This window comes from Blautia sp. 2227st1_G12_2227SCRN_220401 (assembly GCF_039062885.1).
Taxonomy (GTDB): Bacteria; Bacillota; Clostridia; order Lachnospirales; family Lachnospiraceae; genus Blautia_A; species Blautia_A fusiformis.
On record NZ_JBCLNI010000043.1, the window covers coordinates 1 to 18,226 of the forward strand.

Here is an 18,226-nt window from a genome sequence, read left to right on the forward strand (position 1 = left end):
ATACTGCACCTGTAGGGTTATTGGGATTGATGATAACGATCGCCTTGGTCCTTGGTGTGATCTTGCTCTTGATATCCTCAATATCCGGATACCAGTCAGACTGTTCGTCACAGATATAATGAACTACATTTCCGCCTGCCAGTGTTGCAGTAGCTGTCCACAACGGATAATCCGGAGCCGGGATCAGGATCTCATCCCCGTTATCAAGCAGCGCCTGCATACAGAGGTTGATCAGTTCACTGACACCATTTCCCGTATAAATATCATTAATGGTAACTCCCGGGATCCCGCGAAGCTGTGCATACTGCATGATCGCTTTTCTTGCAGAAAAAATGCCCTTGGAATCGGAATATCCCTGGGAAGTACGAACATTACTCAGCATATCCAGGATCACTTCCTGAGGTGCTGAAAACCCAAACGGATACGGATTACCAATATTCAGCTTCAGAATCTCCATTCCATCTTCTTCCATTCTGGCAGCCTCATCCACAACCGGTCCGCGCACATCGTACAGCACGTTGTCAAGCTTTGATGATTTCCCGAATGTTCTCATAAAAACCACTCCTCTTCTAATTTTCACTATTATTTAACCATTTTAATTTCATAGTCAAAAAATATTTATTCTATATCATCTCACATTTAGGCTTTCAACGCAAGAAATAAAAATTTAAAAAAATTAAATTTAGCACTTCCCTTTTTTAGCATGTTAATGTATAATAGCACTCGAATTTAGTTTTCAACGCAATTTAATATGTGATGAGGAGGAAACAACAATGTCTTACACAGAAGAAGTTTATGAAAGAGTTGTAGCACAGAATCCTGGCGAGCCAGAATTCCATCAGGCAGTTAAGGAAGTTCTCGATTCCCTTAAAGTCGTAATTGACAAAAATGAGGAAGAGTATCGTAAACTTTCTATCCTTGAGCGTCTTGTAGAGCCAGAGAGGATCATCTCCTTCAAAGTACCGTGGATCGATGATAACGGAACTGTACAGGTTAACAAGGGATATCGTGTTCAGTTCAACAGCGCCATCGGACCATACAAAGGCGGCTTAAGATTCCATCCTTCTGTAAATCAGGGTATCCTGAAATTCCTTGGTTTTGAGCAGACCTTTAAAAACTCTCTTACAGGCCTTCCGATCGGCGGTGGAAAAGGTGGCTCCAACTTCGATCCTAAGGGTAAATCTGACAGAGAGGTTATGGCATTCTGCCAGAGCTTTATGACAGAGCTTTGCAAATATATCGGCGCAGATACAGATGTTCCGGCTGGTGACATCGGTGTCGGCGGACGTGAGATCGGTTATCTCTTCGGACAGTATAAGAGAATCCGTGGCCTTTATGAGGGTGTCCTTACAGGAAAGGGTCTTTCCTTCGGAGGTTCCCTGATCCGTACAGAGGCTACCGGTTACGGTGTTGTATACATGCTCAACGAGATCGCCAAAGCTCACAATGATTCCGTAGAAGGAAAAACAATCGTTGTAACAGGTTCCGGTAATGTAGCTATTTACGCTGTTGAGAAAGCTACTCAGCTTGGTGCCAAGGTTGTTGCAATGAACGACTCCAACGGATATGTCTACGATCCGAACGGAATCAACCTTGACGTCGTAAAGGATATCAAAGAAGTAAAACGTGGACGTATCAAAGAATATGCAGACCGTGTTGAGGGCGCTACCTACACTGAGGGACTTGGCATCTGGAATATCAAATGTGATATCTACCTTCCATGCGCTACTCAGAACGAGCTTGGTATTGACGGAGCTAAAACACTGGTTGCAAATGGCTGCAAATACGTCGTTGAAGGTGCAAACATGCCTACTACTCTTGATGCAACAACATACCTTCAGGAGAACGGTGTTCTCTTCATGCCTGGTAAAGCCGCAAACGCTGGCGGTGTTGCCACATCTGCACTTGAGATGAGCCAGAACTCCATGAGACTTTCCTGGACAAGAGAAGAGGTTGATGAGAAACTCCACAACATCATGATCGATATCTTCCACAAAACTGATGACGCTGCTAAACGTTACGGTATGGAAGACAACTATGTTGTAGGTGCAAACATCGCCGGCTTCGAAAAAGTTGTTGACGCTATGAAAGCTCAGGGTATTGTTTAATTAAGTTTCCTGAATCATTAATGTATATTTATAGCAGGGACCGCAGAGGATTTTCCCATGCGGTTCCTGTTTTTTTTGTATCCACTTTTACGATCTCTGAAAAATCAAACATTCATGTTTCAAAAAAGGCCGGTTGTCTTTTGACAATCGGCCTGAAATCTCCTGCATTTGCGGTCTATTCATTTAATCTCTTAATTGATCAGCTTCTTCAGCTCATCCATAAAGGTACTGACATCTTTAAACTCTCTGTATACAGACGCAAAGCGTACATACGCCACCGCATCCAGATCCTTCAGATGCTCCATAACGATCTCTCCGATCTTGGTACTGCTGATCTCACGGTCTTCTGACCGGAAAATATCTCCTTCTATGGAATCGATCATCTCTTCCACTCTCTCAATGGGAATGGGGCGCTTATAGCAGGCACGAAGAACACCATCCTGGATCTTAGAACGTTTATAGCTTTCCCGGTTCTGATCCTTCTTGATCACAGTCAGCGGAATCGTTTCCACCTTCTCATAAGTTGTAAAACGCTTTCCGCAGGCATCACAGAGACGGCGGCGGCGGATGGAATTGGTATCCTCTACAGGTCTGGAATCTACAACTCTTGTATTATCCTGGTTACAGAACGGACATCTCACAGAACTCTCCCCCTTTCCGGATCAGTAAATCATTACTAAATTCGTTTTTATTATAAAATAAATGCACATAATGTGTCAATAATCGGACTTGCATAAATTTTACAGATTTTCCATAAAATCATACCAGGTGATGAATTTATGCGCATCTGTGAGCTGAAACAAAAAGAAGTGATCAATATCCATACCTGCCGCAGTCTTGGCTGCCCTCTTGATGTGGAATTCTGCTGTGAAACCGCACGTCTGAAAGCCCTGATCATGCCGGAACCGGGGAAATTTTGCTGGTGTTTTTCCAAAGAAAATGAATATTCCATTCCATGGGACTGCATCCGCCAGATCGGCGAAGATATCATCCTTGTTGATTTCCGTAATGAAAAACTGCTGTCCGGAGAATAAATACCTCCTTATTGTCAAGGCCCTTTATTTTTTATATTTTCCCTGAAAAAGTATATTTCAACCGCCCTCTGAGAATCATCTTAATGTACTGACAAGACAAGGAGGATTCTAAGATGGCACTGAATAAAGTTGAAATCTGCGGAGTAAATACCTCAACCCTTCCCGTTCTCGATCAGGAAGAAAAGGCGGAGCTCTTTAAAAGAATCAAAGCTGGCGATGAAGAAGCCAGGGAATTGTACATCAAAGGCAATCTGCGGCTTGTTTTAAGCGTGATCCGGCGTTTTCAGAACAGCAGTGAAAATCCGGATGACCTTTTTCAGATCGGCTGCATCGGCCTGATCAAAGCGATCGATAATTTCGACACCACTCTTCAGGTAAAATTTTCCACCTATGCAGTTCCCATGATCATCGGAGAGATCCGAAGATATCTCCGTGATAACAACAGCATACGGGTCAGCCGTTCTCTGCGGGATATCGCTTACAAAACCATCTATACCCGGGAAAACTATATGCGGCAGCATCTCAAAGAGCCTACCATTGCAGAAATCGCTGATGAGATCGGTATCGACAAGGAAATGATCGTCTATGCCATGGATGCGATCCAGAGCCCGGTAAGCCTTTTTGAGCCCGTGTATTCCGAAGGCGGAGATACCCTATATGTTATGGATCAGATCAGTGATAAAAAGAACCTGGAAGAAAACTGGGTGGAGGATATTTCTCTTCGAGATGCCATGAACCGGCTTGGAGAGCGTGAACGTCACATTATCGATCTCCGCTTCTACGAGGGAAAAACCCAAATGGAGGTAGCTGATGAGATTGGTATCTCCCAGGCTCAGGTCAGCCGACTGGAAAAACATGCTCTTCGCAGTATGCGAAACTATCTCCGGAATTGATTCATCTCTCTTCAGACAAAAAGCTGCAGCAGAATATCTGTTATCCTGCCGCAGCTTTTATCTCTTATTTCAGCGCTTTCTCAATTTCTTCGATCACGATCCGAAGCGCCTTCAGCCTTGCATATTTCTTATCTACGGATTCCAGAATGTGCCATGGTGCATAAGCAGTACTGGTTTTCTGAAGCATCTCATCTACTGCTGTTTCATACTGATCCCATTTTTCACGGTTTCTCCAGTCCTCATCCGTGATCTTCCACTGTTTTTCCGGATTGCTCTGGCGGTCGTTGAACCTGGCAAGCTGGGTGTCCTTATCAATGTGGACCCAGAATTTCACGATCACAGCGCCCCAGTCAGAAAGCTCCTTCTCAAATTCATTGATCTCATTGTAGGCACGTCTCCAGTCATTCTCGCTGCAGAAGCCCTCCAGACGTTCTACCATCACTCTTCCGTACCACGTCCGATCAAAGATGGCAATGTGACCATCCTTGGGAAGCCTTGTCCAGAAACGCCACAGATAATGACGGGCTTTTTCATGAGGCTCCGGACTTGCGATAGGATGTACCTCAAATCCACGGGGATCAAGAGCCTCCGTGATCCTCTTGATATTTCCTCCCTTTCCGGCAGCATCCCAGCCTTCATAGGTGATGATCACAGGCACTCTTTTTCGGTAAAGACGGTTATGCAGACTTCCAAGCTTTGCCTGCAGTTCCTTAAGCTCTGCCTTGTACTCTTCATCCCCCACTTCTTTTCCATCCAGAGGAATCTCGCTTAATCTGGGCATCTCCACCAGAGGAAAAACATTCTGCAGGATCGGCACTGCATGTTTGCTGTTTTCCATGGCAACCTCTATATTGCTGATCATGGTTTCCAGTACCTGCAGTTCTGCCCACTTCCGGTCACCGGCATCGACAATATACCATGGAGCCGCAGATGTATTGGTATCCTGCATATACTGGTCGAAAATCTTTCTGCACTTCTTATAATGATCATTCTGCCAGAGATCATATTCATTGACTCTCCATCTGGTATCCTTGCTTTCCAGAAGGATGCCCATACGTTTTTCCTGTTCTTTCCGGTCGATCTGCATAAAAAATTTCAGGAGTACATATCCATTATCCGTCAGCTGACGTTCAAATCTCCGGATACTGTCAATCCGTTTTGAATAATTGTCACCCTTCAGCTTTTTATCCATACGTTCACGACAGGTCTGATCCATCCATCCTGAATCCAGGAATGTAAACTTGCCCGCTTCCGGGATTTCCCTGAAATATCGGTAAAGAAATGGTTTCCGAAGGTCTTCCTCTGTAGGTGCTGACATAGTCGCAACTTTGAAGAAACGAGGATCGATATTCTTGATCACCTTACTTATGGTACTTCCTTTTCCGGAAGCTCCCCAGCCTTCAAACAGCACGATCACCGGAATCTTATGCTCTTTCAGAGCCATCTGCAATTCATATAATCTGGTTCTTGCAGCGCTTAAACGCACTTTGATATCCTCTTTTTCCGGAATCTGTTCCGGGTTCCAGTTTTTCAACATCTGCATCGTCCTTCCTTGAATTTTTTGAATATTCATATTATACCACAGAAGATCTTATTTTACGATAATTTTTACATAATTTTAACCTTTAGCCTCACAAAAGCAAACAAATTGCACAACAAAAATCATTCATAAGCATCGAAAATCTTTTTAACCTCTTGACATTTTTGTCGCCGCTTCATACAATAGACGCTGATTGTTATTTTTTTAACTTCATAAAAAAGCAGTGCCTGAAAACTGTTGAAATAATAAAGATCAAGGAGCCGATCATGAAACTCACAGAAAAACTTCTGCAGAAAATGGAACAGAAAAAAGAACTCTATGGCGATGGCATCATCATGCCGGACGGGGATTACCGTCTGATCCAGGATGGACACTTAAAAACTCTCATGTCCCTTCTTCCATATACAGAAAACGAAATCTGGAAAATGATCCCCGATGATGATTCCGCACTTTTCTGGCTGGTAGAAAAAACAAGCTGCGTACTGACCGATGTCAATTCCACGATCGGAATGAAGATGACCCCCGCACAGCAGAAAACCTACGAAGCACTTTCCAGTCGCGGGATCATCTCTGATGAATATTATGATCTTACCAAACAGCGGGAAAAAGTAAAAGCTGCCCGGGCTAACGCCTGAGCAGCTTTTATTTATATCTGTCAGTCCTCATACCCTTCCAGAAAAGAATGTTTCACTCCATCTTTTTTGTATGCGATAACTGTATGAAGATTAACATTTTCCACACTTCGGAAAATATTACTTTCTACATGTGGATTTACCTTCTTAAGTTCTGCAATCAGATTCTTGATCTCCATTCTCTTGGAAACACTGGTACCATCTGTACGGCAGGTAGTACAGGTATCGGTAAATTTACATGCACACTGGATAAAATGAAGGTCATTATAATCTCTCCAGTGTTTGATATCTGCCTCCCGGATCAGATACATAGGACGGATCAGCTGCATTCCCTCAAAATTTGTACTATGGAGCTTCGGCATCATAGTCTGTACCTGCGCTCCGTAAAGCATTCCCATCAGGATCGTCTCGATCACATCATCATAGTGATGTCCAAGAGCGATCTTGTTGCAGCCAAGCTCCTTTGCCTTGCTGTAAAGATAGCCCCTTCTCATACGGGCACAGAGATAGCATGGGGATTTTTCTATATTATAAACCGCATCGAAGATCTCAGTCTCAAACACTGTGATCGGAATCCCGAGAAGCCTGGCATTGTGCTCGATCACCGCACGGTTTGCCTCATTATATCCCGGATCCATCACAAGAAACACCAGTTCAAAGGGAAACTTGTTATGACGCTTCAGTTCCTGGAACAGTTTGGCCATCAGCATGGAATCCTTACCACCGGAAATACAGACTGCTATCTTATCTCCCGGCTTCACCAGCTCATAATCGTTGATTCCCCTGGCAAATCTGGAAAACAGCTGCTTATGGAACTTTTTGCGGATACTCAGCTCGATATCCTTCCGCCGCTGTTCCATTGCATCATTTTCCTCTTCTTCACTGTTCTCTTTACCGGATTCTTTCTGCATCTGCTGAAAAAGCCATCCTGTATATCCACCTTTCAGGCTCAGTGCGGGAATTCCTTTTTCCCGGAGCATCTCTGCACCCTCCTGGCTGAAAAGCCCTCTTGTACAGTAAAGGACCGGGATCTTATCCCCCCTCAGTTCTTCTGCCCGCTCTTCCAGTTCCTGTTCCGGAACAGAGATTGCTCCCGGGATCATTCCATATTCTACAGTTACTTTATCACGGGTATCTATCAGAAGATATTTCCCCCGTTCTTTCTCTATCTGGTCAAAAGAAATCTCCAGTGTTTCTTCATTCATACTGCTATTATTCCTTTCCTTACATTTTCAAAGTTTCTGGTTCATATTGTAAGCCTTCCCGTCAAAAACCTCAAGAAGATTTTCCCGAAGGTTCCCGCGTTATTGGAATGCTGCTGTTCACTTTGTTCTCAACAACCCAGCCTGTACTTTTTTCTGAAAATCAGTTATAATATTTTTGTTTGTAAAAAAATTTTCACCAAGGAGGATACCGGAAATGAAAACACAGAATCAGACTATGCTCTCTGAGAATACACTGACATCCCGGCCCACAGATATTATTGCGGGATTTCCTGTACGTCCCGGGTTTTTTGAATTAAATGGCGCTACTCCTCTTTCCAACGGAGTCAACTTTACCGCACATACCCGCCACGGTACATCCTGCGAGCTTCTTCTTTTCCACTCCGGAGAAGAGGAACCCTTCGCAGTCCTTCCTTTTCCCAATGCCTGTCGTATCGGTGATGTCTACTCCATGATCGTCATGGGACTGGACATCGAAGATCTGGAGTACGGCTACCGCATTGACGGTCCTTACGAACCGGAAAAGGGTCACATCTTCGATAAGACAAAGGTTCTTCTTGATCCTTATGCCAAAGCCGTTGCCGGTCAGCGTGAATGGGGCCAGCAAAAGATCGGAAGCTATCATGCCCGTGTGGTACGTGATTCCTTTGACTGGGAAGACATGCCGCAGTCCACCCGTAAGATCAGTGACCTGATCATCTATGAGCTTCACGTCCGCGGCTTTACACAGGATTCTTCTTCCGGTGTTATGCACCCGGGAACCTTTGCCGGTCTTCGTGAAAAGATCCCTTATCTCAAGGAACTGGGGATCAACGCCGTAGAGCTGATGCCGATCTTCGAGTTTGACGAGAATATGAATGCCCGTACTGTAAATGGCAAACGGCTTCTGGAATACTGGGGATACAATTCTGTCAACTTCTTTTCTCCAAACACCAGCTATGCTTCCAAGCCGGAGCATAACTGTGAGGGAACTGAGCTGAAAGAGCTGATCCGTGAGCTCCACGAAAATGGCATCGAAGTAATTCTTGATGTTGTATTCAATCATACCGCCGAAGGAAACGAGCTGGGAAAAACCTTCTGCTTTAAGGGCTTTGACAATAAGGTTTATTATATGCTGACTCCAGAGGGAAATTACTACAATTTCAGCGGATGTGGAAATACTCTGAACTGTAACCATCCCATTGTACGTCAGATGATCCTTGAATGCTTACGTTACTGGACCATCAACTACCGTGTGGACGGCTTCCGCTTCGATCTTGCCAGCATTCTCGGACGCCATGAGGACGGTTCTCCACTTAACAATCCGCCCCTTCTGGAGCTTCTCGCTTACGATCCGGTCCTTAGAAATGTCAAACTGATCGCAGAAGCCTGGGATGCCGGCGGGCTGTATCAGGTTGGTTCTTTCCCTGCCAGCCGCAAATGGGCTGAATGGAATGGCCGTTACCGTGACTGCCTCCGTTCCTTCCTGAAGGGAGATTTCTGGAATGCCTGGGACGCTGCATGGAGTATTTCCGGTTCCGGTGATCTGTACGGAGGCTTTTATTCTGATCATAATGACAATTATGCAGGATACAATTCCTGTGTCAATTTCCTTACCTGCCACGATGGCTTCACCATGTATGATCTTTATTCCTACAATGAAAAACACAACGAAGCAAACGGCTGGAATAACACCGACGGTTCCAACGATAACCGCAGCTGGAACTGTGGAGAAGAGGGCGATTCCACCAACCCCGAAGTGCTCTCCCTCCGCTTCCGCATGATACGAAATGCCTGTGCTGTACTGATGTCCAGCCGCGGAACCCCGATGTTCCTTGCAGGTGATGAATTCGGAAACACAAAACACGGAAATAACAATACCTACTGTCAGGATAACGAAACCTCATGGATCAACTGGAAGCTTCTGGAGAAAAATCACGATCTTTTTGAATTTTTCAAATTTATGATCCGGTTCCGTAAAGACCACCCTGTTATCTCCCGGAAGCTTCCCAACGCAGTATGCGGTATGGAAAATATCCACACTCATAACATTGACGCAAGGGATGTGACCATTCCAAGAGATGCCCACACCTTCGCTGTAAGCTTTGCAGGCTATGATAAGAGCAAAGGCACTGATGACCTGATCTACATTGTGATCAACGCATACTGGGAGGACGTAACGGTCACACTTCCGGAGCTTGCCCGTCCCGGTGCATGGTATCTCTGTGTCAACACGTTCGGTGACGGAAATGGCCGTTATTTCTACGAAAAAGGCCAGGAGCCACGCATTGAACACGATTTCTGCATGCGGCCCAGATCCGTTGCCATCTTTACCGGCCGCAATTATTAGAATTTATATCAGGGGCAAAATTCTTTTTGTCCCTGTCTGAAAGAAATGGAGTATTTTGAATGGAATTAAAAAACAGAACTTTGTCCAATTTTGCAGAACTTGTAGAAACAGGTGAATGTAAAAAATTCCGCGGTCGTCTGAAGACAGGCATAGACCTTGGTACTGCCAATACCGTTCTTGCCGTTGTCGACCGGAATAACCGTCCCATAGCCGGAATTTCCGCACCATCCCATGCGATTCAGGATGGAGTGATCGTCAATTACTATGAATCTGTCCAGCTTGTGACAAAGCTTAAAAATGAGCTGGAGGAAAGGCTTGGCACAGAACTTACTTACGGTGCTGCTGCCATCCCTCCGGGAGTTTCTGAAGGCAGTGTCAAAAGCATCGGCTATGTTCTGGAGGGTGCCGGTTTCGAGGTTACAAATATCGTGGACGAGCCTACTGCCGCAGCTGCTGTCCTTAAGATCACAGACGGTGCTGTTGTGGATGTGGGTGGCGGCACAACCGGTATCAGCATCCTGAAAGACGGAAAAGTTATCTACACCGATGATGAGGCTACTGGCGGCAGCCATATGACCATGACAGTCGCCGGTCACTATAAGATCCCTTATGAGGAAGCCGAAGTATTGAAAACTACTCCGGAAAAAGAAGACGAAATTTTCCCTGTGATCAAGGCCACTGTAGAAAAAATGGCTGTGATCACCGAGAAATTTCTAAAGGGCTATCAGGTTCCGGCTGTTTATGTAGTTGGCGGTTCTTCCATGTTTAAGGAATTTACTACCGTTTTTGAAAAGAGGCTGAAGCTTCCGGTATACCGTCCGGTCCATCCGCTTCTTGTTACGCCCCTTGGCATCGCATATCACTGTGAGCTGCCAAAAATCTAAGCTCTTCCCGGTCTGGTCCTACGATTCTCCAGAAGGCAAACAACCTCCACTGAATCGGTGAGCGGGAACATATCAACCGGCTGCATCTTCTTTACCAGGTAATCTCTCTTAGTAAGGCAGGCAAGATCTCTTGCCAGGGTTTCCGGGTTGCAGGATACATAAACAATTTTTTCCGGTGAAAGAGTCAAAAGGGAGTGAAGGAATTTACGGTCACTTCCGGAACGTGGCGGATCCATGAGAACAACCTCCACCTTCTCTCCCTCTGCTGCCATTCCTTCCATAAACCATCCTGCATCTCCCGGAACAAAACGAACATTACGGATCTTGTTTTCCCTGGCATTCATTCTGGCATCACGGATAGCATCACGGTTCAGTTCTACACCAATGACATCCCTGGCATTCCCGGAAGCGATGATCCCGATAGTACCTGTGCCGCAGTAAGCATCGATCACCCTCTCTTTTCCTGTCATTGCCGCAAACTCCATAGCCTTTCCGTAAAGTACTTCTGTCTGCACAGGATTTACCTGATAAAAAGAAGATGGAGAAATACGGAAGGTCAGTCCCATAAGTCGATCTTTGATGAATCCCGGTCCGTAAAGTACGATATTGCGGTCTCCAAGTACCATGCTTGTCTGTCTGTCATTGACATTGAGAACCACCGTAGTGATCTCCGGATGCTCTTTACGGAGAGCTTTTACAAAGTTATTCTTAGATGGAAATATTGGAGAAACCGTAACTAATACCACCATGATCTCTCCTGTGGAAAAGCCTCTCCGCACAAGCACATGGCGGAGAAGTCCATATCCTGTATCCTCATCATAGGTCTTGATCTTAAAGGATTTCAGCATACCACGTATGGTACGGATGATCTCCTGACTTTTTTTATCTTCGATCATACAGTCATCTACGGAAACGATCCTATGACTCTTCTCCTCATAAATCCCGGAAATTACGTTTCCCTTCCGGTCACGGCCAAAAGCTGCATGAACTTTGTTTCTGTAATAATAGGGATCTTCCATTCCAATGATCGGCTCTACTTTTCCGAATTTTTTCAGAAGGCCTTCTGTAATTCTCTGTTTCCTGCGAAGCTGCTCCTGGTAGGATACACCCTGATAACGGCAACCGCCGCATTTCTTCGCAACTGAACAGACAGTCTCTTTCTGTTCCATTTTTATCTCTCCTCTTTTATGGGCACAAAAAAGATGTTCCCAGTTATTTTCACTGAGAACATCTTATCAGACCTTTTCTTTTTTTACAAGAAAATCCTTGGCCTACTCCTGATATGGCTCATTAAATACAAGAATATGTCTCTTCACATTCTCGTAAGTACCCTGAACCATAGCATCATTGAGGTCAAAGAAATTATGCTTGTCTGTTGATTCCATATATTTCTCCACATGAGCTGTCAGGCTGTTAAAGCTTGCTGTGGCAATATTCACCTTACGGATGCCAAGAGAAATCGCCCTCTGGAAATCTTTATCAGTGATACCACTGCCGCCATGAAGAACCAGCGGAATATCCACTTTCTCATGGATCTTCTCCAATACATCAAAAGCAAGCGTCGGCGCTACCGGATAATTACCATGGGCATTACCGATGGCAACTGCAAGCGCATCAATACCTGTCTCTCTTGCGTAAACGACCGCATCATCTGGATCTGTGCAGCGGATACCGTGGTCACAGCTTCCATCCTCACTTCCGCCCACAAATCCCAGCTCAGCCTCAACTGTAGCGCCGTATTTACGTGCTTTCTCCACAACGGCCTTTACTCTGGCGATGTTTTCCTCAAAAGGAAGCGTAGAAGCATCCAGCATAACCGATGTAAAGCCAAGCTCCAGAGCCTTGTCAACCGTCTCAAAAGTAAGACCATGATCCAGATGGACAGCCACATCCACCTTAGCCTCCTTTGCAGCCTGTACCATCATCGGTCCCATCAGGTGAAGCGGAGAATTTTTCAAACGCACCTCCGCGATCTGAAGGATGATCGGAGTATCCAGTTCTTCTGCTGCGCGGATCGCACCTCTTACCATTTCCATATTACCAACACTGAAAGCACCGCAGCCAATATTTTTCTCTTCGGCACATCTCAGCAGATCTTTCATTTTCACAAGTGCCATGATTCGGCCCTCCTGTCCTGTTTATCGTACACTATTTGCATCTTCTTACAGAAAAAAGCGGTGTCAAAGCACTACTGGCTGATACCGCTTTTTCTATGCAAAGCGGACATCTTTATTCCGCTTAACTGTACATCAGCATGCACCTATTTCCCTGTCGTAATTATAAGCCTGTCTTCTCAGCAATGAATTTTCTTGCACGGATCGCATACTCAAGCGGATTAGCCTTAGCCGGATCCTGCTCAGCCTCAACAACCATATATCCTTCGTAGCCTGCATCCTCGAGAACCTTGAAGATCGGATCATAGTTGATGCATCCATCTCCCGGAATCGTGAAGGCACCGGCTCTTACGCCTGCAAGGAAGCTCATGTTTTCTTTCTTAACCTGCTCAACAACTTCCGGACGGATATCCTTCAGATGAACATGTTTGATCCTGTGAACATATTTCTTTACAACCTCAAGAGGATCCTCTCCACAGTATGTAAAGTGACCGGTATCAAAAAGAAGACTTACATATTCAGGATCTGTATTCTCCATCATACGGTCAACCTCAGCAAGGCTCTGTACAACAGTACCCATACGATGATGGAAAGTAAGAGCAATACCATACTCCTCTTTTGCGATCTTACCAAGCTTGTTCATGCCTGTGCAGAAGGTATCCCACTCTTCGTCATTCATCTCATATTTATGTCCGAAAATCGGAGTATCCATCTGGCCCTGAACACTGTGGCTCTGCTCAGATGCGCCGATCACTTTCGCACCCATAGCTTTCAGGAAAGTAAGCTGTGCACGGAACTCCTTCTCAACCTCCTCAAACGGTTTGGTGATCAGGAAACTTGAGAACCACTGGTTACAGATCTCAACACCACGAAGCTCAAGAGCCTTCTTAAGAACCTCAGGATCCTTCGGATACTTGTTGCCCACCTCGGAGCCTGTGAAACCGGCAAGAGCCATCTCACTGACGCACTGCTCAAAAGTATTCTCTTTGCCAAGATCCGGCATATCATCATTTGTCCATGCAATTGGTGCAATACCAAGCTTTACTTTATTCTTATCAAACATTGATCAATTCTCCTTTTTTATTTGAATTATTCCATAATCTCAGAAATCTTAACCGGTCTGTGCTCCTCGCTGGATTTCTTAGCTGCAAGACCCATTAATACCGGCTTCAGACCATCATAAACATTAAGAGGTGTCTCTTTGTCATTAACGATCGCATCAATAAATGCTGCAACCTCTTTACCATAAGCGTCCATGTATCTCTCAAGGAAGAAGAACATCGGCTTCTCACCTGTAACACCCTCAGCATTGCTGATCACTGTGGAAGACTGGCTGTCATTGGAAATAGCAGCCATACCATCAGAACCGAAAACCTCAGCTCTCTGATCATAGCCATAGGAAGCTCTTCTGCAGTTATCGATAACAGCAATAGCACCATTCTCCATCTGAAGAGTGATAACAGCTGTATCAACATCCCCAGCCTCACCAATAGCCGGATCAACCAGATTTGCGCTCTGAACATAAACCTCTGTAGCATCGCAGCCTGCAAGATAACGAACCATATCGAAATCATGAATTGTCATATCCAGGAACATGCCACCGGAAACCTTAACATAATCAATGCTAGGCGGCTCAGGATCGCGAGAAGTGATCTTGATGATCTCCGGTTTACCAACCTTACCAGCTGCAACAGCCTGCTGAAGAGACTCAAAGTTATGGTCGAATCTTCTGTTAAAACCAACCTGATATTTCAGATTTGTGCCCTCAAGAGCATCGATAACCTCTTTGATCTTGGCAATGTCATGATCGATCGGTTTCTCACAGAAAACATGCTTGCCAGCCTTGATAGCCTCTACAGAAATCGGAGAATGAGTATCTGTAGAAGAACAGATCAGAACTGCGGAAATCTCAGGATCATTGATGATCTCCTTATAATCCTTAGTCGTGTGCTCAACACCCATGCTCTTAGCCCATGCAGCAGTCTCATCATTTAAGAAAGGATCTGCAACCGTCTTGATCACCGCATCCGGCACCCTTGTTGTGATACTGGTAATATGAACTCTACCAATTCTACCTGCTCCGATAATACCAACTTTAATCATAGTTTTGATCTCCTTTTGATTTATTTTCCCAATGTAATCTCCTTGCGTGTCCGAACACGCTCTTTATGCTTAATATAATATCATCGCAACACACAAATCGCAACCCCTAATATTGTACAATATTACCATCTTTTTTCTATTAAAAATGACGAGAACTATTTTTAGCCACAATATGTAATATTTTTAGGTCAACTTCACCGAAAATATCTCCAACACATTCCCATACAATCACCCTAATCATCCCACACACCACCCCCTCCAAACATCCAGCACAGCATCACAACTCACATCCCTTCAAGCATCCAGCACAGCATCACAGCTCACATCCCCTCAAACATCCAGCACAGCGCCGATGCCACACCCCTTCCAGCATCCAGCGCAGCGCCGATGCCCACAACTCTCCCGGCAAACAGACGCAAACTCAGCCCTTGCAGTCGTCCAGCGCAGCGCTGACGACCCACAACCTATCGTCAAACGACATTTTTTCTCGCTGGAAGCACCAGCCGCGGAAGGGGATGCTGTCTGGCTCTGCTTCTGCAGGAGGGGAGCTGATTCTTGGACGGCGGGAATCTGCGTTGTTTTTCAAAAGTCCGCTGTCTGAGCGGCAACAGGCCGCGAGTTCGGACTTTTGAAAAACGCTTTTAGCAGATTTCCGGCGTCCTAGAAGTCAGCCCCCGACGAAGCCGCAGACCAGACAGCATCCCCTTCCGCGGCGTCCCTCCGCACAAAAAAAGGAGACACCCCACTTCAGTGTCTCCCCTCCGGAATCGTATACTCATTCCTTATATATATTTCCGTAAAAATCTTCGCCCTCTCCGGCGCTTCCCCATTAAACAGCAGCCGGAACAAAATCATCACCGGCTCATACCCCTGTATCCTGGCATCCTGCCCGATCAGGAAATGAATAAATCCTTCCCTCATCAGCTCATAATTCCGCCCCATAAAATCATTGGCAACCATCTTCACCTGACCAGCTTTCCCCGCTCCGGCAATTGCCTCACACACCCCTTCCTCCCCATGAGAAGTAAGATATATCCCGTCAAGATCCGGAACATCCTTAAATATCCCTTCCGTAATTTCCCTGGCCCTGCCATTCTCCTCAAAGCAATACTCCGGCCCAATGATCTCAATCCCAGGATACTTCCGCGCAATTTCCTCACGGAATCCAACCACCCTGCTACTCAGAGAAGTATTGGTACTATAGCCGGAAATCACAACAACCTTTCCTTTTCCACCGGTCAGCTCCCCCATAAGCCCCGCAGCCGCACGGCCACACTGCACACCGTTCTGCCCTACAAAGCAAAGCCGTTTCGTATCCTCCACATCCGAAGTAAACGTCACCACCGGGATCCGAAATTCCTCCACAAACCGGTCAATTTCCCTTTTCACGCGTTCCTCATCCAAAGGAACCATGGCAATACCACGAACCTCTTCCATCCGCATCTTCTCCATGGCGAGAATAACATCCTCCGCATTCTGATGCTCGATCTTATGGACCAGGACTGTACCACCAAGATTATCCACCTCAGCGCACGCCTCCTGGATTCCCTTCAGAACTTCTTTCATAAAAGGTGTTTCCGCACCCTGCAGGATCACGCCGATCTTAATATTATTTCTGCTCATGGATAGAGCACGGCCCAGTTGATTCGGCTTATACCCCATCTCATCAGCGATGGCACGGATCCTCTCAGCAACCTCCGGACGGATCCTGCCCCTGTTATTTAACGCTCTGTCAACAGTACCTCTGGAAACACCGGCAGCTTCCGCGATCTGCCTTATAGTAACTCCCATACTAAGCACCTCTTTCTATGATAATCCGGATTCTTTTCTGTATTCCGCAGGACTTAAGCCCGTAAACTTCTTAAATATCTTGGAAAAATAATGATAATCTCCAAACCCGGAACGCAACGCCACATCCTTAACTTTACAGTTCGTCTCTGAAAGAAGCTTCTTTGCACAGTCGATCCGAAGCTCCTGCACATAATTGGAAAAACCGATCTTCATCTCCTGTTTGAAAAGATAACTGAGATAAGCAGGATTTACCTCCGCCGCATCTGCTGCATCCTGAAGGCTGATCGGCGCTTCATAATGTTCCCGGATAAACTCCAGTGCTTTTTTCACAGCAGCAGAGATCCCCTCCGGAACAGCATCCTCTTCCCCCACAAAAAGCTGCGAAATACAGGCACTGCCCTTTTCCCTGAATTTCTCAAAGCTTTCGATATCTCCATACCAGATGGGCTCTTTCTCAATTCCGGCTGTCTGATTCAATTTCTTAAACCACTGTACCAGAAGTCTTCCATCGGTATAGCGATCCTGACAGTCAGCGAGAACCTGTGTCCAAAGCTCCTCCGCTTTCTTTCGGTCTTTCCCTGCCTTCAGCCTGGAAATCTGCCCCTCCAGCTTCTCAGCACTTTCCGGTAAAACACTGTCCGCTTTCTTCCGTCCTTCAAAATAAAGGATCTCTTTTTTCTCATAAAAATGCAGCTTCATCATTTCTCTGGCCTGCTGATAAGCCTGGCGAATCCCATCCTCTCCCATGCAGACACTGCTGACACTGATACCAAAATCACAAAGATCCTCCTGACAGTGCCGATAGCAGATCGCTGCTGCCTCAGTCAGTCTCTGCTGCATAGCCGATGTCCTGCAGTCTCTGGAAAGATCAAGAAAACAGCAAAAAATCCCTGCGCCAAGATAGACCACTTCCGTAAATTCACTTTCTGTCCCAAGAAGCTCCTCCGTACGTTCCAGCAGTCTGTGGCGGAAATGATGGGAATACTGTTCCACTTCCAGCGGCGTCCATTGTCTTTCCCTCTCTGCCCAGTTCTCCATAAACATACAGATCACAGCACTGTTAAAATATTTCCCGGCGATTCCGGCTTCCACACGCTTTTCCTCACGTGCCTGATTTTTCAGCATCCCCGAGATCAGTCCGTTAAAAAAATAATACTTCAGAGCGTGACTTCCCAGATGGATCAGCTTTCTCGTCCGTGCCTGTTCCTGACTTTTTTCTCTGCGCTTCTCGATCAGCCGGGCTGATTTTTCCAGAGTATCATAAAGACTATCCTCGTCCAGACTGTTCTTTAATACATATTCATCCGCCCCAAGGCGCATGGCCTCTTTTACATATTCAAAATCATCATGACAGCTGAGCACGATAATATAGATATCCCTGTTTTCCTCACGGATCTTTCTGATCAGCTCAATTCCATCCATCACAGGCATGGTAAGATCCGTCACAAGAACATCGATTTTTTCTTTCTGAAGGAATCCATAAGCTTCCTCCCCGTCTTCTGCATCATCCACGATCTCATATCCTGCTTTTTCCCAGGAATCCAGGGTTTTGAGATAGCTCCTTACAAGAAAATC

General features: G+C 45.7%; 16 protein-coding genes. 6 read left to right on the forward strand and 10 right to left on the reverse strand.

All coding sequences use genetic code 11. The features are described 5' to 3' along the window. The coding region (locus tag ABCM67_RS15185) for an aminotransferase class I/II-fold pyridoxal phosphate-dependent enzyme (RefSeq protein ID WP_342992976.1) at positions 1-553 on the reverse strand (553 nt) is incomplete at its 3' end. A 220-nt stretch (positions 554-773) separates the two neighbouring features. Here ABCM67_RS15185 and gdhA point away from each other — a divergent pair. Next, positions 774-2,108, forward strand: a complete 1,335-nt coding sequence (gdhA, locus tag ABCM67_RS15190) for an NADP-specific glutamate dehydrogenase (RefSeq protein WP_118752526.1) — start codon at positions 774-776, stop codon at positions 2,106-2,108. 191 nt (positions 2,109-2,299) lie between these two features. On the opposite strand, the gene nrdR is transcribed toward gdhA, so the two are convergent. Next, positions 2,300-2,749, reverse strand: a complete 450-nt coding sequence (gene nrdR, locus ABCM67_RS15195) for a transcriptional regulator NrdR (RefSeq protein WP_021976805.1) — start codon at positions 2,747-2,749, stop codon at positions 2,300-2,302. A gap of 138 nt (positions 2,750-2,887) precedes the next feature. Between nrdR and ABCM67_RS15200 the strand changes: the two genes are divergently transcribed. Then, positions 2,888-3,142 carry a YlmC/YmxH family sporulation protein gene (locus ABCM67_RS15200; RefSeq protein WP_015524424.1) on the forward strand — a complete coding sequence of 85 codons (255 nt, stop codon included), beginning with the start codon at positions 2,888-2,890 and terminating at the stop codon, positions 3,140-3,142. Between the two features lie 113 nt (positions 3,143-3,255). Continuing rightward, entirely contained in the window at positions 3,256-4,035 is a 780-nt protein-coding gene (sigG, locus tag ABCM67_RS15205; protein WP_015524423.1) for an RNA polymerase sporulation sigma factor SigG, read from the forward strand. A 64-nt stretch (positions 4,036-4,099) separates the two neighbouring features. Here sigG and pap read toward each other — a convergent pair whose 3' ends face one another. Then, positions 4,100-5,572 carry a polyphosphate:AMP phosphotransferase gene (gene pap / locus ABCM67_RS15210; RefSeq protein WP_118752541.1) on the reverse strand — a complete coding sequence of 491 codons (1,473 nt, stop codon included), beginning with the start codon at positions 5,570-5,572 and terminating at the stop codon, positions 4,100-4,102. Between the two features lie 269 nt (positions 5,573-5,841). Between pap and ABCM67_RS15215 the strand changes: the two genes are divergently transcribed. Continuing rightward, entirely contained in the window at positions 5,842-6,210 is a 369-nt protein-coding gene (locus ABCM67_RS15215) for a hypothetical protein (RefSeq protein ID WP_015524421.1), read from the forward strand. Between the two features lie 20 nt (positions 6,211-6,230). Here ABCM67_RS15215 and ABCM67_RS15220 read toward each other — a convergent pair whose 3' ends face one another. Beyond that, positions 6,231-7,412 carry an ATP-binding protein gene (locus ABCM67_RS15220; protein ID WP_092070442.1) on the reverse strand — a complete coding sequence of 394 codons (1,182 nt, stop codon included), beginning with the start codon at positions 7,410-7,412 and terminating at the stop codon, positions 6,231-6,233. A gap of 214 nt (positions 7,413-7,626) precedes the next feature. Between ABCM67_RS15220 and ABCM67_RS15225 the strand changes: the two genes are divergently transcribed. Both ABCM67_RS15225 and eutJ read left to right on the forward strand, forming a co-directional pair. Further along, entirely contained in the window at positions 7,627-9,759 is a 2,133-nt protein-coding gene (locus tag ABCM67_RS15225) for an alpha-amylase family glycosyl hydrolase (RefSeq protein ID WP_342992979.1), read from the forward strand. Between the two features lie 59 nt (positions 9,760-9,818). Further along, positions 9,819-10,643, forward strand: a complete 825-nt coding sequence (eutJ, locus tag ABCM67_RS15230) for an ethanolamine utilization protein EutJ (protein WP_015524418.1) — start codon at positions 9,819-9,821, stop codon at positions 10,641-10,643. Here the strand turns inward: eutJ and rlmD are convergent. The 6 genes from rlmD to ABCM67_RS15260 all read right to left on the reverse strand — a co-directional run. Beyond that, positions 10,640-11,812, reverse strand: coding sequence for a 23S rRNA (uracil(1939)-C(5))-methyltransferase RlmD (gene rlmD / locus ABCM67_RS15235; RefSeq protein ID WP_059085471.1), 1,173 nt, complete (start codon positions 11,810-11,812; stop codon positions 10,640-10,642). The genes eutJ and rlmD overlap by 4 nt on opposite strands. Positions 11,813-11,914: 102 nt before the next feature. Then, positions 11,915-12,760 carry a class II fructose-bisphosphate aldolase gene (locus ABCM67_RS15240; protein ID WP_118752524.1) on the reverse strand — a complete coding sequence of 282 codons (846 nt, stop codon included), beginning with the start codon at positions 12,758-12,760 and terminating at the stop codon, positions 11,915-11,917. A 160-nt stretch (positions 12,761-12,920) separates the two neighbouring features. Further along, a complete protein-coding gene (iolE, locus tag ABCM67_RS15245) occupies positions 12,921-13,820 on the reverse strand; it encodes a myo-inosose-2 dehydratase (RefSeq protein ID WP_342992981.1) in 900 nt (299 codons plus the stop codon). Positions 13,821-13,846: 26 nt separating this feature from the next. Beyond that, on the reverse strand, positions 13,847-14,860 hold the full coding sequence (gene iolG / locus ABCM67_RS15250) for an inositol 2-dehydrogenase (RefSeq protein WP_015524414.1): 1,014 nt from the start codon (positions 14,858-14,860) through the stop codon (positions 13,847-13,849). A 747-nt stretch (positions 14,861-15,607) separates the two neighbouring features. Then, positions 15,608-16,651 (reverse strand): LacI family DNA-binding transcriptional regulator, encoded by a 1,044-nt coding sequence (locus ABCM67_RS15255; protein WP_021651739.1) that lies wholly within the window; start codon positions 16,649-16,651, stop codon positions 15,608-15,610. Positions 16,652-16,666: 15 nt separating this feature from the next. Further along, a partial coding sequence (locus ABCM67_RS15260) for a response regulator (protein WP_342992982.1) occupies positions 16,667-18,226 on the reverse strand: 1,560 nt, incomplete at its 5' end.